Source organism: Neobacillus cucumis (genome assembly GCF_023715505.1).
Window position 1 is genome coordinate 51,998 of the sequence record NZ_JAMBOH010000018.1, and the last position, 26,291, is coordinate 78,288.

At 40.1% G+C, this 26,291-nt stretch carries 19 protein-coding genes; 4 read left to right on the forward strand and 15 right to left on the reverse strand.

What is annotated here, in order from left to right; all coding sequences use genetic code 11:
• Window positions 1–9: 9 nt before the first annotated feature.
• Complete coding sequence (locus M3226_RS21610) at window positions 10–2,322, forward strand: thiamine pyrophosphate-dependent enzyme (RefSeq protein WP_251570526.1); 2,313 nt, start codon at window positions 10–12, stop codon at window positions 2,320–2,322.
• A gap of 263 nt (window positions 2,323–2,585) precedes the next feature.
• On the opposite strand, the gene M3226_RS21615 is transcribed toward M3226_RS21610, so the two are convergent.
• From M3226_RS21615 to M3226_RS21635, 4 genes are all read right to left on the reverse strand, one after another.
• A complete protein-coding gene (locus M3226_RS21615; protein WP_308211975.1) occupies window positions 2,586–3,536 on the reverse strand; it encodes a ribose-phosphate diphosphokinase in 951 nt (316 codons plus the stop codon).
• A 163-nt stretch (window positions 3,537–3,699) separates the two neighbouring features.
• Window positions 3,700–8,778 (reverse strand): rhamnogalacturonan lyase family protein, encoded by a 5,079-nt coding sequence (locus tag M3226_RS32295; RefSeq protein WP_374110662.1) that lies wholly within the window; start codon window positions 8,776–8,778, stop codon window positions 3,700–3,702.
• 265 nt (window positions 8,779–9,043) lie between these two features.
• Window positions 9,044–10,858: an ATP-dependent zinc metalloprotease FtsH gene (gene ftsH / locus M3226_RS21630; RefSeq protein WP_251570527.1), complete on the reverse strand. Its 1,815-nt coding sequence runs from the start codon at window positions 10,856–10,858 to the stop codon at window positions 9,044–9,046.
• A gap of 13 nt (window positions 10,859–10,871) precedes the next feature.
• Window positions 10,872–11,483: a TetR/AcrR family transcriptional regulator gene (locus M3226_RS21635; protein WP_251570529.1), complete on the reverse strand. Its 612-nt coding sequence runs from the start codon at window positions 11,481–11,483 to the stop codon at window positions 10,872–10,874.
• 252 nt (window positions 11,484–11,735) lie between these two features.
• Here M3226_RS21635 and M3226_RS21640 point away from each other — a divergent pair, with 252 nt between their 5' ends.
• Entirely contained in the window at window positions 11,736–11,939 is a 204-nt protein-coding gene (locus tag M3226_RS21640; protein WP_098533763.1) for a DUF3311 domain-containing protein, read from the forward strand.
• Window positions 11,939–13,423: a sodium:solute symporter family protein gene (locus tag M3226_RS21645; protein ID WP_251570531.1), complete on the forward strand. Its 1,485-nt coding sequence runs from the start codon at window positions 11,939–11,941 to the stop codon at window positions 13,421–13,423. Before M3226_RS21640 ends, M3226_RS21645 begins: the two co-directional genes overlap by 1 nt.
• Window positions 13,424–13,762: 339 nt before the next feature.
• Here M3226_RS21645 and M3226_RS21650 read toward each other — a convergent pair whose 3' ends face one another.
• The 11 genes from M3226_RS21650 to allC form a co-directional block, all read right to left on the reverse strand.
• The gene (locus M3226_RS21650; protein WP_251570533.1) at window positions 13,763–14,023 is read right to left on the reverse strand and encodes a hypothetical protein; all 261 of its coding nucleotides are present in this window, start codon (window positions 14,021–14,023) and stop codon (window positions 13,763–13,765) included.
• A 328-nt stretch (window positions 14,024–14,351) separates the two neighbouring features.
• Window positions 14,352–15,476, reverse strand: coding sequence for an NAD(P)/FAD-dependent oxidoreductase (locus M3226_RS21655; RefSeq protein WP_251570535.1), 1,125 nt, complete (start codon window positions 15,474–15,476; stop codon window positions 14,352–14,354).
• Window positions 15,477–15,712: 236 nt separating this feature from the next.
• The gene (gene queE, locus M3226_RS21660; RefSeq protein ID WP_251570538.1) at window positions 15,713–16,429 is read right to left on the reverse strand and encodes a 7-carboxy-7-deazaguanine synthase QueE; all 717 of its coding nucleotides are present in this window, start codon (window positions 16,427–16,429) and stop codon (window positions 15,713–15,715) included.
• Entirely contained in the window at window positions 16,422–16,904 is a 483-nt protein-coding gene (gene queD / locus M3226_RS21665) for a 6-carboxytetrahydropterin synthase QueD (RefSeq protein ID WP_098533772.1), read from the reverse strand. The genes queE and queD overlap by 8 nt, the downstream gene beginning before the upstream one ends.
• 3 nt (window positions 16,905–16,907) lie before the next feature.
• Window positions 16,908–17,570: a 7-cyano-7-deazaguanine synthase QueC gene (gene queC / locus M3226_RS21670; protein WP_251570539.1), complete on the reverse strand. Its 663-nt coding sequence runs from the start codon at window positions 17,568–17,570 to the stop codon at window positions 16,908–16,910.
• Window positions 17,571–17,717: 147 nt separating this feature from the next.
• Window positions 17,718–18,659, reverse strand: coding sequence for a carbohydrate kinase family protein (locus tag M3226_RS21675; protein ID WP_251570541.1), 942 nt, complete (start codon window positions 18,657–18,659; stop codon window positions 17,718–17,720).
• A gap of 81 nt (window positions 18,660–18,740) precedes the next feature.
• Window positions 18,741–19,928, reverse strand: a complete 1,188-nt coding sequence (locus M3226_RS21680) for a MalY/PatB family protein (protein WP_251570543.1) — start codon at window positions 19,926–19,928, stop codon at window positions 18,741–18,743.
• 184 nt (window positions 19,929–20,112) lie between these two features.
• The gene (locus M3226_RS21685) at window positions 20,113–20,910 is read right to left on the reverse strand and encodes a hypothetical protein (RefSeq protein WP_251570545.1); all 798 of its coding nucleotides are present in this window, start codon (window positions 20,908–20,910) and stop codon (window positions 20,113–20,115) included.
• Window positions 20,911–21,035: 125 nt separating this feature from the next.
• Window positions 21,036–21,938, reverse strand: a complete 903-nt coding sequence (locus M3226_RS21690; protein WP_251570547.1) for a spore coat protein — start codon at window positions 21,936–21,938, stop codon at window positions 21,036–21,038.
• Window positions 21,939–21,960: 22 nt separating this feature from the next.
• Window positions 21,961–23,223 carry a pyridoxal-phosphate-dependent aminotransferase family protein gene (locus tag M3226_RS21695; protein WP_251570550.1) on the reverse strand — a complete coding sequence of 421 codons (1,263 nt, stop codon included), beginning with the start codon at window positions 23,221–23,223 and terminating at the stop codon, window positions 21,961–21,963.
• A gap of 15 nt (window positions 23,224–23,238) precedes the next feature.
• A complete protein-coding gene (gene allC, locus M3226_RS21700; protein ID WP_251570552.1) occupies window positions 23,239–24,486 on the reverse strand; it encodes an allantoate deiminase in 1,248 nt (415 codons plus the stop codon).
• Window positions 24,487–24,685: 199 nt separating this feature from the next.
• On the opposite strand from allC, the gene M3226_RS21705 reads away from it, so the two are divergent.
• Window positions 24,686–26,287, forward strand: coding sequence for a PucR family transcriptional regulator (locus M3226_RS21705; protein WP_251570554.1), 1,602 nt, complete (start codon window positions 24,686–24,688; stop codon window positions 26,285–26,287).
• Window positions 26,288–26,291 lie beyond the last annotated feature (4 nt).

Genomic DNA, 26,291 nt, shown 5'->3' on the forward strand with positions numbered 1-26,291 from the left:
CGGGAATTTATGTCCATCGAAATAAACCAAGAAAATAGAACTGTTCCAAAAGGAACAATTGAACAAAGTATCGTGTTTGAATCTGGTAATGAAATGGCGGCCTATGCAGCCCATCAAATAAATTATCATGTAATGGGCTATTATCCGATCTCTCCTTCGACCGAGGTTGCACAGTTCCTTGATGGAATGAAAGCAAAAGGTGAACATGATATCGTGTTAATTCCTGCTGACGGTGAACATGGCTCTGCAGGTATATGTTACGGTGCGTCAACTGGGGGCGGACGTGTATTTAACGCGACGAGTGCGAATGGCTTTTTATATATGTTAGAACAGCTCCCTGTTCAATCCGGTACCCGTTTTCCAATGGTATTGAATTTGGTCAACCGCTCTGTGTCCGGCCCTTTAAATATTCATGGCGATCATTCGGATCTTTATTTTGCCTTGAATACAGGCTGGCCGATTTTAATGGCCCGTGATCCGCAAATCGTCTATGACATGAACATAATTGCTATTAAACTAGCAGAAGATCCTGAAGTTCGCCTTCCGGTCATCGTCTCTTTCGACGGTTATTTCACCTCTCACCAAAAACGGCGGGTTCAGGTCATGAAGCACAGAGCGGATGTTCAAAAATTTATTGGCGAGCCGCCAAGGAACTTCCCTCATGCGTTGGACCGTGAGAATCCTGTCACAATCGGCCCGTATATGAATGAACCTGATTATATAAATAACTGCTATCAACAGTCAGAAGCGATGTATAAGGCAGAGCAGGTTTTCGAAAGAATTTCCCACGAATATTCGGAGTTAACCGGCCGGGAATATCCTGTTCTAGATTTGTATCGAATGGATGATGCGGAGGTTGCCGTATTCATGCTGAACTCAGCTGCTGAAGTATGTAAAGATGTGGCTGACAAACTTCGTGCACAAGGAATCAAAGCCGGGGTCATCTCCCCTAATATGATTCGTCCATTCCCGCAGCAAAAGTTAGCGGAAGCATTAAAAAATGTTAAAGCGGTTACAGTTGGTGACCGTGCAGATTCTTACGGAGCACATGGCGGGAATATGGCCCTTGAAGTAAGAGCTGCACTCCAAACCGTTGGAAACAGCCATACGAAAGTAGTAAACCGTGTGTACGGATTGGGCGGCAAAGACTTCTATGCAGATGAAGCTGAAACTTTTTTCCAATTAGCTCAAGAAGCTGCCGAAAAAGGTTTCGTTGAGAAGCCATTCGACTATTTTGGCCATAATCCTGGTAAACCGGAATTTGCACCAAAACGAGTCTTAAATCCTATGAAAAAAGAAGATTTGAATACTGGTTTAATCACTGTCACTCCTGATGAAAAAACCGGAGAATTAAAGGTGAAAATTCCTCCATTAAGAAGCTTAACGAAAAAGCCGAAACGCTTGGCTTCCGGACACGGGGCATGCCCAGGCTGTGGAATATTCTCTGGATTAGAGTTATTTTTCAAAGGAATTGAAGGAGATATCGTCGCGCTATTCCATACAGGATGTGCGATGGTTGTAACAACCGGATTCCCTTACAGTTCTCACAAAGCAACCTATATTCATAATCTCTTTCAAAATGGTTCGGCAACATTATCTGGACTAGTTGAAATGTTCCATGAGCGAAAACGCCGCGGTGAATTAGCTGAACTGGGTCTCTCTGACGATTTTACCTTTGTCATGGTCACCGGTGACGGAGGAATGGATATCGGGATGGGCCCTGCAATCGGAACGGCACTCCGGAACCATAAAATGATTATTCTTGAGTACGATAACGAGGGTTACATGAATACAGGCAGCCAGTTATCTTATTCGACGCCTATGGGTCACATGACAAGCACTTCAAGTGTTGGGAAATTCCAAAAAGGAAAACCCTTCCACCATAAGGACACCGCGCAAATTATGGCTGCGACCCATATCCCATATGTCTTCACGGGAACGGAAGCATTTGACCGGGATCTTTTAAAAAAGGCTGCAAAAGCTCAATGGTATGCTCAAAATGAAGGCTTGGTTTACGGGAAAATTCTGATAACCTGTCCGTTGAACTGGAAATCGAAGGATGAATTAGGTCAGTCCATCGTCGAGGCGGCGGTTAACTCCTGCTTCTTCCCTCTCTATGAGGTTGAGAACGGAATTACGACAATTACCTACGATCCTGAGGTTAAGAACAAACGATTACCTGTAACCGATTGGCTGAAGTTGATGGGAAAAACCAAACATCTGTTAAAAGAAGACAGTCAAGACTTATTGAAAATGTTTGATGAAGAAGTAGAACGCCGATGGATGAAACTAAAGGCGAAACACGAAAGTCCATATCTGTAAACAAAAAAGGTCAACCATATAAATTCTGATATTAGAACAAAAGCGCAAGCGCCTTGAACAGCCCCGACAAGCGTAAGTCGCTCAGGGAATAAGGCGTTCTTCTTTGCCTTCATTCCCTGAGCGGCTATGGTCCATCGAGGGGTTAGGCGCTGGAGCTGGACGTCGAAAGTCCATTGATTAAGATTTTATGACAAGCGAAAATTTTATAATTTCTTTAACGACTAAAAAAATCCCGCTGTGAACTCTCTCACAGCGGGATCTTTTTATTCAAACAACGGACTTACTGCTTTTTCATTATGAATCCGTTCAACAGCTTCCGCTAACAATGGGGCAACAGATAAAGTGGTGATTTTATCGATTCGCTGCTCCTCCGGCATTTGAATCGTATTGGTTACGACTAATTCTTTAATTGGAGAAGACTTAATCTTACTAATCGCATCCGCAGAGAATACAGGATGAGTGCAGCAAGCATAAACCGTCTCCGCTCCTCTCTCCACTAAAGCATTAGCAGCCAAAGTAATCGTTCCACCCGTATTAATTAAATCATCGACAATAATCGCATTTTTACCCTCGATATTCCCAATAACATTCATGATCTCAGATTCCCCGGATTCTTCCTGTCTTCGATCAATTAAGGCAATTGGCGCATCTAATATACTCGCTAATTTTCTAGCTCTAATAACTGCACCATTATGAGGAGCAACTACAACAACATCCTCTAAGCCTTTTTTCTCAAAATAATTTCCTAGGATTGGATTGGCTATCAGGTGATCAACCGGAATGTCAAAAAAACCCTGTACTTGCGGCGCATGAAGGTCCATTGTCAGGACTCTAGTTGTACCGGCTGTTTCTAAAAGTCTTGCAACTAATTTAGCGGTAATGGGCTCACGCGGTCTAGCTGTACGGTCTTGACGAGCATAGCCATAGTAAGGTATAACAACGTTGATCATACCGGCTGAAGCTCTTTTCAAGGCATCCACCATTACGAGAAGCTCCATAATATTATCATTAATGGGTTGTGAAGTTGATTGCACCAAGAATACATCATTACCCCTAACACTTTCTTCAATATTAACTTGAATTTCACCATCACTAAATTGAGTGCTAGAGCTCTTTCCTAGTTCACAGCCCAAAAGCTTAGCCATCTCATTAGCTAACTCACGATTCGAATTTAATGAAAACATTTTAAAGCTCTTCTTCAGTTGATATGTCACCTTTGATCCCCCAAAATATGTTTATTGATTCATTATTAACGCATGTCCATTATCCTATTCTACATGAAGAAATGAAATCAGGGTAGATTTTGTACTTAAAAAATATAGAAAAAAACCAAGGGCACTGAAAAAAGACAGCACCCTTGGGCAAAACAATCTAAGTTTATTTCATTAAAGACTCTGCTAATTCCGCTAGGATTTGAACTTGTTTCTCTGTCAGATCTTTTTCGCCTTTCGCTTTCACCTCATTGATAAAAGCTTGCATCTGTCCATTTCTAGCAATCTTATTTCCTTTTTCCTCTGATGCTTTGGCAGCAGCAAGTTTTGTTTTTATAGAAGTGACGATGTCGGTATTTCCGCCTGCTTCAGTTAGGAACCGCTCTGTTAAGTTTCCTAAATTATCATAGCTAACAAAAACAGTAATTCTAATCGATTTGCTAGACTGGTTACCAGCCTTATCAGCAGCCTCAGCTGTCAAGGAATGGTTTCCTAATCCCAGCTCATAAGCAGGGGCGGATACATCCTTACAGGTAGAAGTGGCAATACCGGATAAAGGATCTAATGCTTCACATTTAACTGTGACTTGCTGGTCAACTCCAATCTCGGCGCCGTCTTTCACGGAGAAGTTAATTTCAGGTCCAGTTTGATCCAAATGAATACTTTCTGATTTCTTCGCCTCGATATTTCCTGCCTTATCAATACTCCAGTACTGTAAAACATGCTTGCCGTCTTTTTCAATTTTCACAGTTGTACCATTCTGTTGTGACGCACCATTTAGTGAGTAATAAGTTGCGCCAATTCCAGAACCGAACTCATAGTCGTCAGCAGACAGATTGACGGTTACAGGCTTATTGTACCAGCCGTCTTTTTCTTCGCCAACCACTTCATGCTCAGTTTCCGGGGCTGTAGTATCTTTTCTCTCCACCACATCAATGCTTGGAACCGGCGGCAGCGCCATACCTTCGCCGATGAAGAAGCTAGCATGCGGCGGCTGGTTATAGCCGATATTTTGCCATGCAACCGATAGTCTATATTGGGGGTCATGCATCAAGGTGTATATTCTATGTTCGGTTTCTTCCGTTGTCATATAAACGCGTAATGAACTGCTATCCTCGGTCCTCCAAATAACCTCTTCTCTCCAGTCACCAAATAAGTCTGCCTGAAGAACAGGATTTCCCTTAGTTGAGTTATTCGAGAGTGTTCCATCTGCCGTAAGCAGATTGACTAGTTTATTATTTCTATAATCCCATTTATCAATTGTACCCACACCAGTGCCTTTGTCTGCATCCCATTTATGGTCCACTAATTCACGTTGTAGGTCACCGTCCCACCAAATGGCGAAGTTGCTCGTTGGGATGTTATCGGATATTTTTTCACCTTCTGCGGAATAAAGTCCACCTACACGACTGTTCCATTCACCAGAAATGGCCCATGCCTCTTCCCCTTTATATCTAGGGTCGATGTCAGCTGTAAGACCACGGCCTGTATCCTGTCCCGTTTTGACTCCCCAAAGGATTTGTCCGGTTTCAGCATCACGCATATCATAGCCATATGGGGCGTCTGTATGTTCTTGGACTCCGAAAACTTCAAGCCCAGGACGATTTGGAAGTAAATCCCCGACATGAAGGGCGTCGCCATGACCTAAACCAGTGGTATAAAGGCCCTTTCCATCATCATCGACAACCATTTGACCGTAAACAATTTCATCCTTACCATCCTTGTCAATATCAGCGACACTTAAAGTATGGTATCCCTGACCGGCATAATCGCCGTTACCTTCATCATTGGAATCGAAAACCCATTGCTTCGTCAGCTTTCCATTTTTCCAAGTATAGGCAGCAAGAACAGTTCGTGTATAATAACCGCGTGCCATAATGAAGCTTGGATGTTCACCATCTAAATAAGCCACTCCTGCCAGGAAGCGATCGACACGGTTTCCATAGGAATCTCCCCAAGAAGCAACATCACCACGCGGCGGATCATAATCAGTTGTAGTCAATGCTTTTCCTGTTTCTCCTTCAAAGACAGTCAAATACTCAGATCCTTGGAGAACATAACCGGTGCTATTGCGATGATCCGCATCTGCTCTGCCAATAACGGTTCCTTTTCCGTCTATGGTTCCATCGGCTGTTTTAAAAACAACCTCTGCTTTTCCATCGCCATCAAAATCATACACTAAGAATGGTGAATAGTGAGCCCCGGCACGAATATTTTTCCCTAAATCAATCCGCCACTTAAAGGTACCATCCATCTCGTATGCATCCACATATACATTTCCGGTATAGCCTGATTGGGAATTATCCTTTGAATTGGAAGGATCCCATTTTAGAACTAATTCATATTGACCATCACCATCTAAGTCCCCTACACTCGCGTCATTTGCCCGATAGGTATAGGGATCACCAAGTGGTGTAATACCATCCTGTGGTTTTTTAAGCGGGATATCCATGTAATTTTTATTCAAAACCTTAGTTTTTTCCTGTGACTTTCTTTCCTTACCATTTACAATTGCACGGATCTCATAGACTGAATCAGCCCTACCATCTTTATCTACATAGTTGGTGCTCGAAGTAATCGGCTTGTCATTAATCTTTTTACCATCACGATATACGTTAAAGCTAATGTCAGCAGGATCAGTACCAAGCATTCTCCAGCTTACATAAACACCATCATTTGTCTTAATGGATACTGGCGCCCGGTCGATATCTTCCATTTGCCGCTTTAATACCGTTACTGCTGGGGTGTCAAGAATATCAGAAAGTTCAGAGATACCGCCTGCATTCACAGCTGCTACTTTATAAAAATAAGGTATCGTCGTTAAGACGGTCTCATCCTTATATGAAGCGCTTTTCGATTTACCAATCAGTTGGTACGTGCCATCTTGCTTTTTGGAACGGTACACATTATAAGTAACCGCACCCTCGACCTGATCCCAGCTAATGGTTAAATCATTTTTATTCACCTTTCCAACCTTAAGATTGCTAGGTTTCACTGCTACTGGCTGCGATGGATCTATCATTCTCACATCCAATGGCATGGAAGGGACAGTTTCCACATTTGCATTATCAATGGTTGTTGCTGCATATTGATACTCTAAACCAACATCAACCGTAGTATCTTTATAGGAATTAGTGTTAGCGCTGCCTACTAACACAAAATCCTTTGTACCGGCAATCTTACGGTAAACATTATATTTTACTGCATCTTCAACGCCTTTCCATGAAAGTGTTACAGACGGCTGGTTAACATCCAATGACTGTTGTTCGACTTTTAGTTCTGATGGAGCTAGTAAGATTGGAGTGATTTCCAACCCATTTACAATACCTGTCGTTCCGCCAAAGCTAAAATTCATTTGTCCATCTTTTACAGATACCTGTGAAACAACCTTAGTAGTATAGTTTTGTTTAGGCGCTGAGATCGTTCCATAATCCTGGCCTTCGATTCCGAGAGTGGTTCTGGCACTTCCTAAGAAATCTCCCACGTACACTTTTACAGCATAAAGTCCGTTAGGCAGGTCCACATTAAATTTCCAGCCAACATTAAAGTAGCCAAGCCAATCGCGAAGCAAATCGCCGCCAGTACCTCGGTCACGGCCAATCATACCAGTAGGATCGACAATTCCATAGCCTTTTTCTTTCGAATATTTTGTTGAGAGGTTTACCCCTGTATAACCTTCCATAATAGGGTTACCTGCTAAGCCGAAGTCGTATTTCAATGTGGCTGTTTTAGTTGTCACCCGTACAGCTTCTGATTTTTCAGATTCACCTTTTCCGTTCACAGCAGAAACAACTAAATCATAGGTTTTTCCTTCTTCCATTCCTGATACATTTAGTCGAGGAATGGTGGAGGTGCCGATTAAGGAATAGTCACTTGCATTAGATAGCTTACGATACACCTTGTAGATATCTGTACCTTCCACCTCGTTCCATGTTAGCAGCGCTCCGGCATTGCTAATACTGCTTGCAACGAGTTTAGTAGGTTTTGCTGGTACATTTGCAGGAGGTTCAATCCCGGTTACATATGAGGATAAAGGAATATTCAGTTTTTTCACTTCTTCCGAAATTAACCTGGCCATTTGAATGGCTCCATAATCCTGGAAATGTGTATTATCTTGGGATCCATTTGGAAATGCCCCATAAATCCCCGGATCTAATTGAAGAAAGACGGAAATTGAGCCTTCAGGACCAATTGAATCATAATACGCTACGCTTCGAGCACTTAAATCAACAAGATCAACGTTTAGTTCCTCCGCTACTTCCTTCATCCCTTGAACATATTCAGGGAAACTGACGTTAAACTTACCCGTGTCTGGATTAAAGTCACGTCTTCCCATTGGTGTAACAAGAATCGGAACCGCACCGCGCTGGCGGGCACCGTTAATGTATGTTTTTAGATAATTTTTATAATCAGGGACAGATGCATAACGCTCTGGGACACTAATGGTCGCATCATTATGACCAAACTGGATAAAGAAATAATCGTTTGGTTTAATTTCTCTTAACACCGTGTCCAATCTGCCTTCATTGATAAAGGATTTTGAGCTTCTTCCTCCAATTGCATGGTTTTTAAACGTGATATCGGAGCTGAAAAAACGGGAGATCATTTGCCCCCATCCAGCCTGCGGTCTCCAATATTCATCATAGGTTTGGACTGTAGAGTCACCCGCTATGTAAACCGTAGGAAGTTCTCCGGCCGATCGCTCAGGAAGTTTTTCAATCGTCAAACCATTTAGTTTTGGATTAGTTCCTGTCAATTCAACCGTTAATTGACCGTCAACGAGGGCGATATCAAAGCTGCGTTCCATATATTCACCAGATGCCATTGTTGTATCTTGGATTTTTTGAATATTTTCAGCTTTAACGCCCGTCACAGTTCCTTCAGTCTCATCTCCTGAAATAACCGTAACGGAATAATCTCCGTTTGGCAGGTCAACATTAAAGGACGTTCCCGCCGTAGTAATAAAGTCAGACTTTACCTCATCCGCTGTGTTTCTGTCAACTGAAGATACCTTAGAGGGATCGGCAAAGCCATACCCATTTTCAGCCGTGTATGCAGTCTCTGAAGAAACTTGAAGGTAACCTTCCTTTACTTTACTTGAAGGTGTTCCAAAATCAAACTTTTTCAATATTGGGGTTTCTGCTGCCGATACTTGCAGAACTGCACCTGGAATCGAAGCCAATATCAGTAAAAAACTAAGGATAATGGCCATCAACCTTTTCATTTCATCTCTTTTAATATTCAACTAGTTTCCTCCTCTTCTCCCTATCTTTACTTTCAATTTTGCATATTATCGATCAATCATCTACCTCCCTCTTGGCTGGCAGCGCTTTCAACAGTAATCTTACCTCTAACTTTTTCTTCCTGAATATACAAAATTCAGACTATTCAGTTTAAAAATCAGTGGTCCAAGCAAAAATAAGTAAATTGTACTACGTTTAACCGGTATCTTTATCCTATTTCAAGACGCAAAAAGCCAGGGTAGAATTTCCTACCCTGACTCTTTTCTATCAAGACTTTGCCATTAGAATCGACATAAATTCGTCGCCGGTGATGGTTTCTTTTTCTAATAGATATTTAGTCAATTCATGCAGTTTATCTTTATTTCCCTCTAAAATTTGAATTGCTTTTTGGTGACAAGATTTGATAATCTTAAGAATCTCAGCGTCCACTTTGGCTGCGGTTTCCGCTGATACCATTAATGAAGTATCACCGCCTAAATACGGGTTATTGACAGTTTCAAGGGCCATCATATCAAATTCATCACTCATACCAAATCTAGTAACCATCGCTCTGGCAATCTTGGTTGCTTGCTCAATATCATTGGAAGCCCCTGATGTGACCGTTTTAAAAATGATTTCCTCCGCGGCACGGCCTCCCATATAAGTAGTGATTTTATCCAAGGCCTGCTCTTTCGACATCAAGACCGTTTCCTGCTCATCTACCTGCATGGTATAACCTAGAGCACCAGACGTTCTTGGAATGATCGTTATTTTATGAACAGGTGCCGAGTGACTCTGTTTGGCTGCAACCAAGGCGTGTCCGATTTCATGGTATGAAATCGTTAATTTATCCTTCATCGATATAACTGCATTTTTGCGCTGATAACCGGCAATGACTACTTCAACAGACTCTTCTAAATCATTTTGAGTTACCTTGTTCCGGCCTAATCTCACGGCTCTTAGGGCAGCCTCATTAATAATATTAGCTAAATCTGCACCAGATGCGCCTGATGTCGCCCTAGCAATCACATTAAAGTCGACTTCATCAGCCAATTTCACCTTTGCAGCATGAACGTTCAGAATTGATTCACGACCTTTCAAGTCAGGCAATTCAACCGGTACTCTTCGGTCAAATCGGCCTGGTCTTAATAGCGCCTTATCAAGCGTTTCCGGTCTATTCGTTGCGGCTAGAATAACGACGCCTTTATCGGCATCAAATCCATCCATTTCGGTTAACAGCTGGTTCAATGTTTGTTCCCGTTCATCATTTCCCCCAGCCATTCCAGAATTACGGCTTTTCCCGATCGCATCTATTTCATCAATAAACACGATACATGGGGCTTTTTCTTGGGCTTGTTTAAATAAATCTCTTACTCTAGCAGCCCCCATTCCGACAAACATCTCGACAAATTCAGAACCCGACATTGAGAAGAATGGAACCTTAGATTCCCCTGCAACAGCCTTTGCAAGGAGTGTTTTACCTGTTCCTGGGGGTCCTACTAACAGCGCTCCCTTTGGAATATTTGCTCCAATTTCTTTATATTTTTTCGGATTATGAAGGAAGTCAACGATTTCCTGAAGAGCCTCTTTTGCTTCATCCTGCCCAGCGACATCTTTAAACGTGATCCCTGTTTCGGTTTCAACATACACTTTGGCATTGCTTTTTCCGAAGGATAAAGGACCGCCTCCGCCCATCATCTTCCCTTGCATTTTCTTCATTAACCATTGTCCAACAGCAATAAAAATGACGAATGGAAGAATCCAAGAAAGGATGAAATTTAACAGTGGCGAGGTTTCTTTTGGAATTACCTTTGTAAATTTGACATCTGCTTTATGCAAACGGTCCACTAATTGAGGGTCTTCAATTGTTCCTGTTTTATAAAGCTTTTTAGCGGTGGATTTAAACGTAATCGTATTATCTTCAATTTCGACTTGTTTTACTTTGCCTTTGTCCACCATGGTTAGGAAGGTACCATAATCGACTTCCTTTACAGAGTGGTTCGTGATCAATGGAAAAATGAATGAATTTAGTAGCAGTATGATGACAATGGTTATTCCATAATAAAATATCAGTGGCTTCTTTGGTGGTTTTACTTGTTTCACGTTTGTGCCTCCATTATGAATCTTTCCGGATTAGTCCACTTTTTAGAAGATTCATTTCCATTTTATAATTAGCCAAAGCTTCTTGATTCGATAAATCCTTGGCAAACTTTTCTACGACATTTCTTAGTGTGATGGTAAAGACGATTTGCAAGAGATGAAACAATTCCTTTTGATTAGAAATATTTAAGTTATTCATATTAAGAAAAGAAAGAAAATCACTTAAACTGCCACTATGTTCTTGGCCCCTAAAGATTTTTGAAAAAGATAACTCGATTTTATAGGTCATATTTAAGAACGCATTTTTAAAAAAATGAACATCCTCTTCCTCCATAATAATAAGCTGATAGAACTCAATCATGGTTGGAAATAAATCCCCGTCATATTTTTTTAGTAAAACAATAAAGTTATTCCTAATATGAATGACAAGATCATTTAATAGAAAGAAAAAGGCATCTTCTTTATCTTCAAAATATTGATAAAAGCTGCCGCGTGGAATATTGGCAGATTTTACGATATTGGAGATAGAAGCTCCGTATAACGGAACTCTTGAAAACTCTTTTTTCATTGCCGCAATCAGTGTCTGTTTTTTTTCTTCCGGTAAATTTATAAAGGTGATTTTGGGCAAAGGCTACTCCTCCAATCGTAACCACAATTTATAGGTGGATACATTTTTACATGACAAGCTGTCACTATGAAACCATTCTATATGACAAAGTGTCACTTGTCAACGAATGAGAACGACGCTTGCATAAGTGAGAAAAAATAAGTATTTCAATATAAACGAATTTTAACTATTTTCTAAAAATTTGTTGTTTTAATTGGAAATTATTGATACTATTATTTTCGTTAAAAAATTTATTGACAGGGGGTTATAAGAATGGGCAAAAAGTCCATCATTGTTTTACTATCCATTGTACCGTTTATTTTCATGCTAGCGGCAATTCCATTTGTTAACCGAATCCAACCGATTATTTTTGGACTACCTTTCCTGGCGTTTTGGTTATTTTTCGGAATGCTAATCACTCCTTTATGTACCTTTACCATTTACAAATTACAAAAATCAGAAAGAAGTGCTGAGTAATGCAGGGAAATCTTACAGCTTTGTTAATCACAGGAATCATCGTTTTAGGGGTTGTCTTAATTGGTTTTTTATCAGGGAGAGATAAAAAGAACAGGAGTTCGGTCGAAGAATGGTCTGTTGGCGGAAGACGGTTTGGGACCTTACTGGTCTGGTTTTTAGTCGGCGCGGACCTTTATACAGCATATACCTTTTTAGGTTTAACTAGTACGGCTTATACTGGCGGAAGTCTTGCTTTCTTCGCCATTCCTTATACCATTATCGCGTATTTTATTTCTTATTTTTTCCTTCCTAAACTCTGGAAGTTTTCAAAGAATCATAAAATCACCACTTTAGCGGATTATGCCAAGGTACGTTTTAATAGTAAGTTTTTATCTTTCTTAATCGCTGCTGTTGGTGTGTTAATGCTCATTCCTTACATAGATTTGCAATTAGCAGGGATTCAAGATACGTTAACCGTAGCTGGAACAGGCTTTATCAATGTAAAAGTTGTCGTCATTGTTTCTTTCCTTTTAGTAGCGCTGTTTACATTTTTCAGTGGAATTAAGGGTCCAACCTATACGGCCGTTATTAAAGACATATTAGTTTGGGTAATCATGTTATTCCTAGTCGTCAATCTTCCTATTATTCATTTTGGAAGCTGGGGAGCGATGATTGATAAGGTTGCGACCGATTCACCACAGCTCTTAACCATCCCTACATCAGGTCCAAAAGGCATTCCATGGTTTTTAACGGCTTCACTAGTATCAGGGCTGGCCTTATTTATGTGGGCCCATGCGGCAACTGGTGTATTTACGGCAAAAAGTGCCGATGCACTTCGGAAGAATGCTGTATTTCTACCATTATATAATATTGTTTTAATCCTGTTGATTTTCCTTGGCTTTGTAGCCTTTCATGTCCTTCCAGAGGGCACGAACCCAAGGTTTGCTCTATTAAATTTGATTCAGGTTTCTTATGGAGGCGTTGTCCAAGGTTTAGCTTATTCAACGATTGCCCTTGCCTCTCTCATTCCTTGTTCCATTATGGCAATCGGGGCTTCGAATCTGTTTGCCAATAACATCTACCGTGATTTAATTAATCCGAACATCCAGCCGGCAAAACTTACTTTAGTCACTCGTTGTATGGTGTTTGTAGTTATTGGATTAGCATTAGTGTTTGGAATGGTATTCCCTTCCGCACTCGTATCGCTGCAATTACTAGGGGTATCCGGTATGGTGCAAATCTTCCCAGCAGTTGTGTTTAGTCTTTTTTGGAAAAAACAAACCAAAGAAGCCACCATTGCAGGGTTACTAGTTGGTTTAGTGGTTACCTTCACTGTTTATGCGACTGGAAAATCTTTCGGAATCTATGAAGGATTCTGGGGATTGTTGGCCAATGTGGTTGTAACAGTTGTGCTTAATCCGTTGTTTACATCTAGGATTAAAAATAACCCTATTCTAGATCAGTTATTTGGTAAACAGGGAAATCATATGAAGAAGGGCGCTTAACCTAAAAAAAGACCTATCCTTTTCTTGATAGAAAAGGTTGGTCTTTTTTTAGGTTTACTATTGGCTGCATACACTCTATTTCATTTTCTCTAACGGAATTGGATGCATATATAACAAAAATAGAATCCAAATGAGAGATAACCCCCACGCCAATAGGGGGTTTTTAAAATGTATTCTAAACATGATAAACATAACAATATTAAATAAAACTGACCATGTCATTGTCCAGCCATGATAATGATTGATTAAATCCAAATAACGTAGATTTATGTATTCTAATATTGAATAAAGAAAAATCCAAAAGGTTATCCACCCAACTTGTTTCCATTTCGATTTCGGCTAACGTCCTAAATAAAGAAAGATTGTTGATGGATAGCCAATGAACATAATCATAATGTTAATAATCGTGTGATTCTTGAGGATGTCTTTTGCAAACATGGTCTCTTGGTAAGTCCATAACCAGTAGTTATAAAATAAAAAGTTTTTCAAAAGGTCACCGACAATAAAGAATAAAATGGTTGAATAATAAAGACGCCAGCTTCTCCAGTCACCCCATATAATTGCTGCCAATAGGAAAATTACCACATAAACGATGAGCATTCATTACACTCCGATATAATTTTTTCTCTAGTTTTTCCTGTTTTTCCAGTAGCATGTAGGATGAGTACTCTTATTATAGAAGATTTCCTAATTGAACTTTTATTGAGGACAAATTGTCTCTCATTCTACACCTTTTTGTCTGCATGGCATGAACCCTCCATGAGGACAAGACACTCTAATTCCCTTCTCTTTTTGTCCGCATGAACCCTCCATGAGGACAAGTTCCTCTGGTTCCCCTCTTTTTTTGTCCGTATAAAACCTCTATGAGGACATGAAGCTCTGGTTCTCCACCTTTTTTGTCCGCATGGTTAAGCACACCAGCTACGAATTACTCTACCTTCCCAATCGCACTCGAAACATCATAGAGACTAAAATCTATTTCAGTTCGCTCCCCTAAGACATGCTTAGCTAACTCAGCACCGATGTACGGACCGCTCGTTAACCCCGAAGCACCAAGTCCGTTTGCGACATAGATCCCTTCGAAATCAGGCAAAGCCCCCACCACAGGCAAAAAGCCTGGCGTAAAAGGGCGGAATCCTACTCGCGTTTCAACAAAAGTACCATCTGAGAGTCCTGGTGCCACCTCTAAAGCTTTATTCAAAATCTCATGTATGCCGCCTGCGGTTACGCGGTTATCAAAGCCAGCCTCATTTTCATGGGTGGAACCCACAACGACTCGTCCATCCTCAAAAGTAAGGAGGTATTGATTTGTGACCGGCATTACCACTGGCCATAAATCAGTATCCTCATTTGGCAATTCAAGATGAATGATTTGTGCCTTTTGCGGCTTCACTAAAAACTCAACCCCTAACGGCTCTAACAGCTCTTTAGACCAAGCCCCTCCAGTTACAATTACCTGGTTGGCGGGCAAAAAGGTGCCCTCCATGTTAACCCCAACAATCCGACTTCCCTCAGAAACAATAGCAGCGTTTCCTTTGATAAACGTAGTTCCATTTTTTTGTGCAGCACTCATCAATGCGTCACGGATCGCTCTGCCATCAACACGAGCCCCCCCGCTTACAAATACAGATCCATATTCTTCGGATAACGGCGGGAATAAACTCTTTGTTTCAGAAGGACTCAAAATGGTAATTTCACCAATTTCAGGCGCATCTTCCCGCCGTTTTCTTGCTCGCTCAGCCATTTTTTCAAGTTTTTCAGGATCAGCATGAAGACTAATTGCGCCGACACGCTTATAACCTGTTTTTGTTTCTCCATCTGCTTCCAATTGAGCAATTAACTCGGGATAATAGCGGGCTCCACCTTTTGCCAGCTGATACCAGGCTTTATTCCTCCGCTGTGAGAGCCATGGACAAACAATCCCCGCTGCCGCATCGGTGGCTTGGCCCGGGTCATGCCGGTCTATTAAAACCACTTCTGCGCCATACTTGGCAAGATGATATGCTGTTGATGCTCCCAGAATCCCAGCACCTATTACGATAATTTTTTTCATAAGTCACCTTTTAGTATTTTTTCAATATGTATTATCAAATTTAATAGTAACAAAAATAGCTAATAGTAGGAAACATTGCGGGTATTCTATCGAATAATAAAAACGAGTGCGGTAAAACTATCCGTGTTGTACGGACAAAGACTTAGATGATGAGAAACTAGAAAAAATAAAGCAAAATAAAAACGAGGGCTGACCCATCACTTTTACGCTTAAAAGCTGTGTGGGTCGGACCTCGGTTAAACTCCTCTTTTATTTCCCCATAATAACGTATGCAACTGCGGTAGAACTTTAACATCATTAAGGTCTGAGTCAAGCATCACCTTATCAATAAGGCGTTCATATTGATTTAATAGGTGCAATAGAAGCTCCTTATTGTCTGGGGTTGTGATATCATTATTTCCAACCTGCACAAAGAATGGTACGCCAGGGTAGCGGAGGTGAATATTTCTTGCATACTCATAATCTTGATCATCAAAGACGACGACTTTTAAGCTCACATTACTTTCTTTCAGGTTATCAATAATCACATCTAACACTTGGAAATCTGTTACCATTTTGGAGCTTGGCGGTTTCGGTGAAATCGTTAATTCATCAATCTTATAAAACCAATCCTGCCACTTACTCCCTTGAGTTTCCAACCCAATTTTAATATGATGATCCTTCAAAATATCGATCAAGGTATCGAGATTTTTTAAAAGAGCAGGATTACCTCCAGAAATAGTGACAAAAGAGAAATTGTCACCGCCAATTTGTTTTAATTCGGTCCATATCTCTTCTGCTTCCATCATCCGGATATCATCTTTCCCCGAACCATCCCATGTAAAGGCAGAATCACACCAGCTGCAAGAATAATCGCATCCGGCGGTTCTGACAAACATGGTTTTTTGTCCAATGACCATCCCTTCACCTTGAATGGTAGGCCCGAATACTTCCATTACGGGAATTTTACTCATTTTCCATCCACTCCCGTCTTGCTTCAGCATAGCTTGTTGGTGTCTCAAATAAACGGACAAATTCCACCCTTGCTCCTGCATATTTTTCTTGCCGTTCTGCTTGCTTTAACGCCTCAGCCATTTTCTCGTATATCCATACCACCATGTTTTCAGCTGTTGTATTCATCGGCGGTAAGGTTTCATTTAGATAACGGTGATCAAGGTGGATTTCAATTTCATTTTTCCAAATTTCTTTAATATCGCCGAAATCCATCATCAGGCCTCGCTCATCTACAAAGCCGCTTAAGCCAAAAATCACTTTATAGGTATGGCCATGGAGGTTTTTGCATTTTCCTTCATAGCAATGCAAATGGTGTGCAGCATCAAAAGTGAATTCTTTGCTGACCATTACCCTTTTGTGATGGTATTTTAATTGGTTCGGCTGGATATCCTCATTAATTTTTTGAAGTTTATCGACAATGCGGAAACCATACATTTTTTATAACGCCTCTCTTGTTGATAAATATTTCTCAAGGCCCTTTTTTCGTAATTGACAGGAAGGACATTCCCCGCAGCCGTCGGCAATAATTCCGTTGTAACAAGTCAGGGTTTTTTCTCTTACAAAATCCAAGGCTTCGAGTTCATCGGCAAGCTGCCAAGTTTCAGCCTTATCCAGCCACATTAACGGAGTATGAATGACAAATTCCTTATCCATCGACAGGTTTAGGGTCACGTTTAACGATTTAATAAAGATATCACGGCAATCTGGGTAACCACTGAAGTCCGTTTCACACACACCGGTTACAAGGTGTTTGGCTCCAACCTGGCTCGCCAAAACACCTGCAAATGAGATGAATAAAAGATTCCGTCCAGGAACGAAGGTGGATGGAAGCTCCCCATCCTCACCCTCTTTCACCTCGATGTCATTCCGGGTTAATGCGTTTGGTGCCAATTGGTTTAATAAAGACATATCTAAAATATGGTGCCTGACACCAAGTTCATTCGCTATATTTTTGGCACACTCAATTTCTAAAGAATGCCTTTGGTTATAATCAAATGTAACGACCTCTACTTCTTTAAATTGTTTTAATGCCCAAAATAAACAAGTGGTACTGTCTTGGCCGCCACTAAATACGACTACTGCTTTTTCATCCTTTAACATACTAAGGAATTCTCCTTTCAAATAGAAAAAACAGCACCCCAAGATAGAAGTACTGCTTCATCTTAGTTTTTTTAACGAGGGGGACTAGAACCTCTACTATAAATTTGCAATACTAGAATAATAACATAAAGAATAAAAAAAGGGTACCTATTCAAACTGTTTTTTTAGCTCATCAAAATCCAATTTAGCAGTCAAAGAGCCCATTTTAGTGGTAGCAGCTGCTCCAACCTGGTTTGCGAATTGAAGATACTTTGTGAGTTGGGCTTGGTCCGTTGGTTTCCCCTTTTCATGAAAGCAATATAATAGAGCGGACATAAAAGCATCACCTGCACCTGTGGTATCTACGGCATTAACTTTCGGGGCCGGTTCAAATACCTTTTTTCCATCCATAACAGCTAAAGCACCGTTCCCTCCCATGGTAATAAACAAAAAGGGAATCTTCCATCCGAAGTATAATTTTTCCAACGCTATTTCAAGTGTATTGGTTTGGGTCAAAAAATATAGTTCGTCCTCTGCAATTTTAACAATATCTGCTTTTTTAATAAACGAAGTAATTATTTGCCTGCATATTTCCTCACTTGCCCAGCGTTTTAACCTAATATTTGTATCAAATGCAATGATATTTCCTGCATTCCTGGCATATTTTAAGGCCGTTTCTGTCGTGAATTTTGCTTTGTCGAGAAAAAGGGTTCCAGAACCGAAATAAAAAACCTTCGTTTGTTCGAACACTTCTTTTCTTAATTCATCCGCTGTTAATACCTCATCTGGCGTTTCGTTGATGTAAGAGTAAAAAAAACGCTCACCTTCTTCATTTATGTGAATATAGACTCCGCACATTTTCTTACTGGCCGTATGAACCGATAATTCAGTATTGATACCTTCTATTATTAGTTCTTGTTCGACGAAATGGCTAATGTCGTCATTACCTAATTTACATAAATAATAAGTTGGAAGACCAAGCCTGCTTGTTCCAGCTGCTACATTAACAGTAGCACCGCCCAGGAATGGCTGGAATTTTGTATTTTTAGAATCGACTGAAACGTAGTCGACAAACGCTTCTCCTAGTGAAATGACCCCTTTTTTTTCCAAAATTCTTCTCCTTTATTAAAACAATTAAATATAAAAACCTACCCCTTAATCATACTTGTAAGGGATAGGTTTCTCAAACATCTACATATCGGGAAATTCTCTGGCGATTCTCTCAAACGCTTCTTTGATCATCGGACGAGGGGACGGGATACAAATCCTTTGATAGTGCAATCCTTCTTCACCAAACAGTTTGCCGTCTTCAAGAATGACATTTGCTTTATTATATATGCGGTCATGAACCTCTTCAGGTGTTAAGCCGTATCCGCTAAAGTCCATCCACATAATATAAGTACCCTCAGGTATTCTCACCTTTACTTTCGGCATCCTTTCCGCTAAGAACTGGACCGCCCATTCCATTGTACCGTCAATATATTCTTTTAACTGCTCGAGCCATTCTTCACCATCATGATAGACGGATATTAAGGCTGAAACGGTGAACGGCGAGGGTAAATGGTTGCCCATTACACGAATGAACGTATTTCGATGTTTAGGATTTGAGATAATCACATTGGTACAGTGAAGCCCAGCAAGATTAAACGTTTTGTTGATAGCTGTAAACGAGATAATATGGTCGGCATTTTCTGCTATTTTAGCGATTGGCAGGAAAGTTTGATTCTGACGAATTAAATCTGCATGGATTTCATCCGCAACAATTAGGACATTATTGGCGGCACAAATATCCGATAATTTATGTAGTTCTTCTTCGGAAAATATCCTTCCGGTTGGGTTATGCGGATTGCATAAAATGAACATTTTCGTTTTATCATCTTTAGCTTTTTCCTCGAAATCCGCAAAATCAATATGATAATATCCCTCTTCATCACATTTAAGAGCATTATTAAGGAGTTCCCTGCCGTTAGCTTCAATCGCTGCCGTAAACGGAGGATAGACAGGCCGTTGAATAATGATTCCTTCACCTGGATTAGTAAATGCTCTGACTGCAATGTTTAAGGCATGGACAGTTCCAGGGCTATATATAATTTCTTCCTTCTTAATGTCCCAATCATGTCTCTTTTTAAACCAATGTTGGATGGCTTCAAAATATTCATCCGGAAAAATGGAGTAACCGAAAATCCGGTGATCAACCGTCTTATGTAAGGCATCTATTAAGGGTTGAGGCACAGGTATATCCATATCTGCCGTAAACAACGGAATGGTCTCTTCGTCATACCTTTCCGTAAGCCCAATCTTTTTAATCATGTCACCTCCATCCCATTTGATGGAATAAGTCCCTCTCCGATTAACAATTTCATCAAAATTGTATTTCATACATATCACCCTTCGTCGTCGAATAGATGTGTGAACTTTACTAGAAAGTCACTTTATATAATTTACATCTTACTGAAATCGTAACCTACAATATCAAATTTTTCCATTTAAAGCTCTTAACCAATATAGAAACTGCCAGGACATTTCTAACACCCCGGCAGTACAAATGGTGACAGGCACCGTATCAGAAATTGAGTTTGGAGATCATGACGAGTTCGGCTTGGAGTTTGTCTAGAATTTGTGGGAAGGGGGTGTGCATGAAGTGTGGGAAGAGGTCTTCTAGCGCGTCTTCGTAGGCTTGCCCCATGAGTTCTCGTAATTTTACGTATCTTTCATAAAGCATAGCTTTCTCGAAATCAATCCCTAGTTCATAGAGGCCATTAAATAAATCTTCTCTTGGGATTTTCTTGATCTTTCTAAAGATCTTTTCATTATTATCAATTAATTTCTCATTTAAGTAATGTGTTACATAATCAGTATAGATCATTTGTCCGATATCATTTGTCTCCTGCTTTGTATAATTAAAACCGATCACATGGTTGTCCTTATTTTCCTGAAGAATAAATGTTTTATTTCCCCGTAAATGAGCAATAAAACTTTTTACGTTTTTATCAAAAATTTTATCAAATTGGATGATTTGCTGTAGCTTGTACGCAAATTCATTATGTTCTTCCCCAACTACAAACAAACGGTCGACGATCGGTAACAGCTTTAATACCCCTTCTGATAACTGGCTCGAAGCATCATATATGGTGATATCGTGGGCTTTCTTCATTTGTTTCACTTTCCGCTTTTGTTCGGTAACCGACAACTTAGAAAATTCATGGATCAGTTCATTTGATGTGTTTTCTCTTTCTAGGGAGCCATAGGAAATGAATGCAACAGATAAAGTAGTGTTTGATTTTAACCAATGATAAATTGAAACAGACAATTCGGTAACCCCTGATTTTGCCTTTGGCGAATAAAAACCAACTAAATACATCTCTCTCACCTGCCTTAATTAATCATATTCGCTGGCGGAGAAATGGATTGGGACAAAGTTCCATGATTGAAAATATTGCTCGAATAAAAGTGGACATGGTTTTATCCACGTCCACTAATAAATGCTTAATGATTATAATGCTGAGTGCCTTGCTGCATATTGGATTGATTTCCCATCATCTGACCATACATTGGGTTTTGAACATGTTGTGGCTGTTGCTGTTGCATGTTCCCACTAGCTGCCATACCACTAAGAGATTGCATGGTTTGACCCATAGGCATTATATTTTGACCTGATCTTGAAACATGAGTTGGCTGGTTCATTTGAGTACCACCCATCGCATTTAACATCATCCCTTGGTCAGCGCCCTGAGATTGAATAGGATTTACAACGTATTGAGCTTTTAATGATTCACTGACAGGCTGAAAAGTGTGTAAATATGTTTTCGCAGTATGATCTCTCATCGTTGGGATTTGATATTGCCCCTGCTGATTCATAAATAAAAATACTTCATATGCCTGATTTACACAGTTAACAGCACCATTTAAAAGTACTTGACGAAGATTTGGGTCGGCAATTTCTAAAGTAGCTTTTACTCCATTCGCAGCGCCATTTTTATGACAGATGAGCAAGGCACTTGCGATTTCATAATCATTGAAGGTTGTATTAGACTCAGGAGCTAACATACTTGGATTATCGAGTCCATATTGGATTTGGTCTGGTTTAACGGAACCAACATTCGTATTAGGCGACATAGGAGCGAAATTTTGATAATCATGCGTATAAGAAACGATCGTATCATAAGATTTAATCTCTTCCTGTAGGTGACGGTGAATCATTTCTTTTAACTGAGGATTTTTCGCTTGTTGCGCATACAGATTAAAATGATTAATCATATTTATTTTTTCAGTTAATATTTCATGGACTTCCATTGCTTCATGTGCACCGAATGGCATAGATAACACTCCCTTATGTTTTTCTGTAACAAAGGTATTATCTTCATGAAGCTTCTCTTGTATGTGTATCATTGCCCTATTCAAATTGGTAAATTTAGGACGACTTTTCAACTGCCATGCCTGCTGAACGTGGTACTTTATATTCATCAAGAGCAGCCTGTAATGCTTCTCCACGAATAACATTCACGCCGTGACGAATCAAAACCGCTTCTAATGCACCTAAAACAGCAAGGATATTTTCTTTTCGGCAGCTATACCCCATCGTCCCAATCCTCCAGATTTTTCCATTTAGAGGACCAAATGAAGAGGCAATTTCAATACTAAATTCATCAAGCAGCATTTTTCGAACAGATTCACCATCAACCCCATTTGGAATTTCAACACAAGTAACACATGGCAGCTTATGTCTTGAATCGCCAAAAAGTATTAACCCCATCGTCTCGAGTCCAGCCATTAAAGCTTTTTCATGCAGCATATGGCGATCAAATCGCGGCTGAAGTCCTTCTGTTAAAACAAGCCGCAAGCCTTCATGCAAAGCATAAATCATCGAAGTTGCTTCGGTGTGATGATTTAGTCTTCTAGGACCCCAATAATCTTGGAGCATACTTAAATCAAAATAATTGCTGCTAATCGCATGTTTACTGCGGGTAAAACGCAAATCTTCTTCCGTCGCAATCCCACGCTCGACTTTTTTACGAGCAAACAAAATGGTTTCAATCCGGTCATTATACGTGATGGGCGCCATCCCAGAAGGAACGGATAAGCACTTTTGTGTACCGCCAATTAAACCATCAATATACCATTCATCCGTTTTGACTTCCACTCCCCCAATAGAGGCAACCGCATCAACCACGAACAAAATATCACGTTCTCGGCAAGTCTTACCGATTTCTGCAAGCGGCTGCATTCTCCCCGTTGAGGTTTCACCATGAACAATGGCGACTATTTTTGGATTAACTTTCTTGATTTCAGCAATCACAACTTGTGGTTCAAAAACCTCTCCCCAAGGACATTCCAACGTATGTACCTCGGCGCCATATCGCTCACAAATTTCTACCAATAAATGTCCAAACCTGCCATAAATGGGGACAAGCACCTTATCACCCGGTTCAATAATACTGCATAAAATCGCTTCATTTCCAGAACGTGATGTCCCGTCAATCGGAAAGGCCCAATGGTTCTTGGTTTGAAAAACCTGGCGCAGCATTTCCATGACCTCATTCATAATATTTGTAAAAGCAGGGTCAAATTGTCCTAAAATAGGTGTACTCATCGCACGTAATACACGCGGATCCACTTCTACCGGCCCGGGGGTCATAATCGTCCGTTTTGGTGTATGTAACTCCGAAAATACCATATCTTCCAGCTCCCTTTAATATGCTAATTTATATAAAACCTCGGTTAATAAATCAATTCCTACTTCTAAATCATCTAGACTCGTAAATTCACTTGGAGAATGACTAATTCCCTGCTGACTTGGTACAAATAATAAAGTGGTCGGGCAGACATCACCGAAAACTTGGGCATCATGTCCAGCACCGCTGATTAAGGATTGATAACGGATATTTTTTTTCGAGGCTATTTTTCGTGCCAGCTCTCCCGTCTGTACGTCCATCTCAACCGGCTTCACATCCATCCACTTAGAAATAGAAAGTTCCATTTCCTGGTTTTTTGTGACCCGTTCAAACTCGGCAAAAATCTCACCGCAATATTGATCAATGATACGTTCCTGATGATGTCGAATATCCAAGCTGAACTCCACCTCACCAGCCACTACATTTGGAACATTAGGTTTAACATGCAGCCTGCCAACCGTTGCGACCAATCCTGGGTCCACTTCGTTTGTTTTTTCAGTTAAAAAAGAAATTAACCGGGAAGCAGCCGTCACCGCATCCTTCCGATACTGCATGGGTGTTGTACCAGCGTGGTTACTTTCTCCCTTAATACGGATGGTATAGCGGCGTTGTCCGACAATATGGCTGACAATCCCAACTTGGTTCTCATTTTTTTCCAAAACCATTCCTTGTTCGATATGAATTTCAATAAAACGTTCGATATCTCCCCGAACTGGGGATGTATAGGCATGTGGATCAAAGCCAGCAAATTTCATGGCTTCTAAAAATTCTATACCCTCAGCATCCTTTATATCCTTTACACGGTCAAGAGTATATTCGCCACAAATATTCCTTGATCCCCAAAAGGTTAACGGGAAACGACTTCCTTCCTCTTCACATAAAGAAACCACCTCAATGGATTTTTTTGGGTATCCATATGTTTCAAATAACCTTAAGACAGCTACAAAGCTAGCAATAATACCATATGCCCCATCATATTTGCCTCCATCTACGACAGTATCAATATGCGAGCCTGTCAGAATGGTTTTCTCGCTTGTATCCGTTCCCTGCAATCTTCCAAATAAATTTCCTACACTGTCAAAATGCGTTTGCAATTTCATTTGGTCCATTTTATTTTTTAATGCGTGCTGTGCCTCCAGCCAAGGATGTGAATACAAAAGTCTTGTTACTCCACCATGTTCGGTTTGCCCAAATGCAGCAAGCCATTCAATCATGTTTCCAACCTGGTCTTTATCTAAAAACTGTTTATTTACTTGAATGGCCATCTTCTTCTCTCCTTCAAATGTTACATTTAATAACATATATAGTAATAATAATAGTTTACAATCAGAACAAATGAACTACATTAGCTAATTCGTAAAAATTTTCTAAATCTTTTATGCAAAATAACTAAAAAGTTTGTTACAATAAAAACCAATTACATAACTTCAAGTGTTATATTTTCTACCATAAGGAGTGTTTTCGATGAAAGTGTATGAACTTTTGACCATTCCTCATTTAGAAGGAATGCAAATCATTGCAGGAGAGTCCGGAAAAGAGAACGAAGTGGAATCAGTCAATATGATGGATGCACCTGATATCATTCAATTTTTAAATCAAAACGATTTTCTAATCACCACCGCTTATCATTTCAAAGATCATCCTCACCTCCTATCCGAGCTAGTAAAAGCAATGTCTGAACACGACTGCGCAGGTTTGGGCATTAAGACTAAACGTTTCTTAGACAAAATCCCAGATGAAGTGATTTCCCTTGCTGATGAGTTATCCTTACCAATCATAGAACTTCCCTTAGATCTCTCTCTTGGACAAATCGTAAATCTAACCTTTCATACGATCCTTGATAAAAGAGCTGCCGAGTTAAAATTAGTGCTCGAAACCCATAAGCAATTCACAAACATCATTATGCAAGGAAAAGGAGTCCAATCCTTACTTCAGGATTTATCCCACATGATCACGCGGCCAGTTCAATTAATCGACCAGCATTTCAAACCTATTTCCCAGCCAATCATGAACATGGACTTTTCTTCATTATTTGACGGAATTTCGATTCCTGCAGCCAGTTCATTTCCGATTACTTTTTCTTTCTTATCCACAAAACAAAATTGTACCTTATTCCCTGTCAACATCAGTGAAAAGAAAAACGGATTTCTAATGATTATCGGAGAAATAGAAAGAAATGATCAATTAACCCTTTTAACGATAGAACAAGCTGCGAATGTTATTTCATTTGCATTAATGAAGGAAAATGCTCTTAAACAACATGATCGAAGTATCCGTAATGACTTCTTTCTACACTTTTTAAACGGTACCTTCGCCTCCCAGGAGGAAATCATTGGCCGAGCTGAGGAATTTTCATTACATCATAACCAGATGTATATTTGTGCAGTCGGCAAAATTGACGGGAATCTTCTTCACCCTACTTACACTCAGCGCCATGAGAAGGAGGATGATGTTTTTGATTTTATTGAAGGCGAATTATCAGCTTACACACAAAAGATTCACTTTTTCAAGAAAGGTGATTCTTGCATCCTGTTATTTGAAGTTCAAGATCATGACCTTTCCCCGATTGTTTATGTGGAGACCTGCTTAATACAACTTCAAGAAAAGGTATCTAAATATTTAGTCAATACGATTTCTTTTGGTGTAAGTACTTTATGTCAGAATTTCTTACATACTAAAGACGGCTATACCGAGGCCGCAGACGCTCTATCACAAGGTAAACTTTCAAAGAAAACAGAATATATACAAACCTATCATACAAAAGACATTATGGAGTTGCTGCGCCAGATCCCACTTGAGGACTTAAAAAATTTTTATTCCTTCACCCTCAACGGTTTTAGCGCGACAAAGATAGAAGAAGAACAATCCTTACTAGAAACATTATCCGTCTTTTTAGAAACACACTGTCAGATTTCGGAAACAGCGAAAAGATTGTTTGTTCATCGCAATACAGTGGTTTATCGAATTGAAAAATGCGAGGAGATTCTAGGGAAAAGCTTAAAGGATTCCGAAACAACCCTGCAACTCAGACTCGCCTTAAGAATCAAGTCTTTATTAGAAAACTAATGAA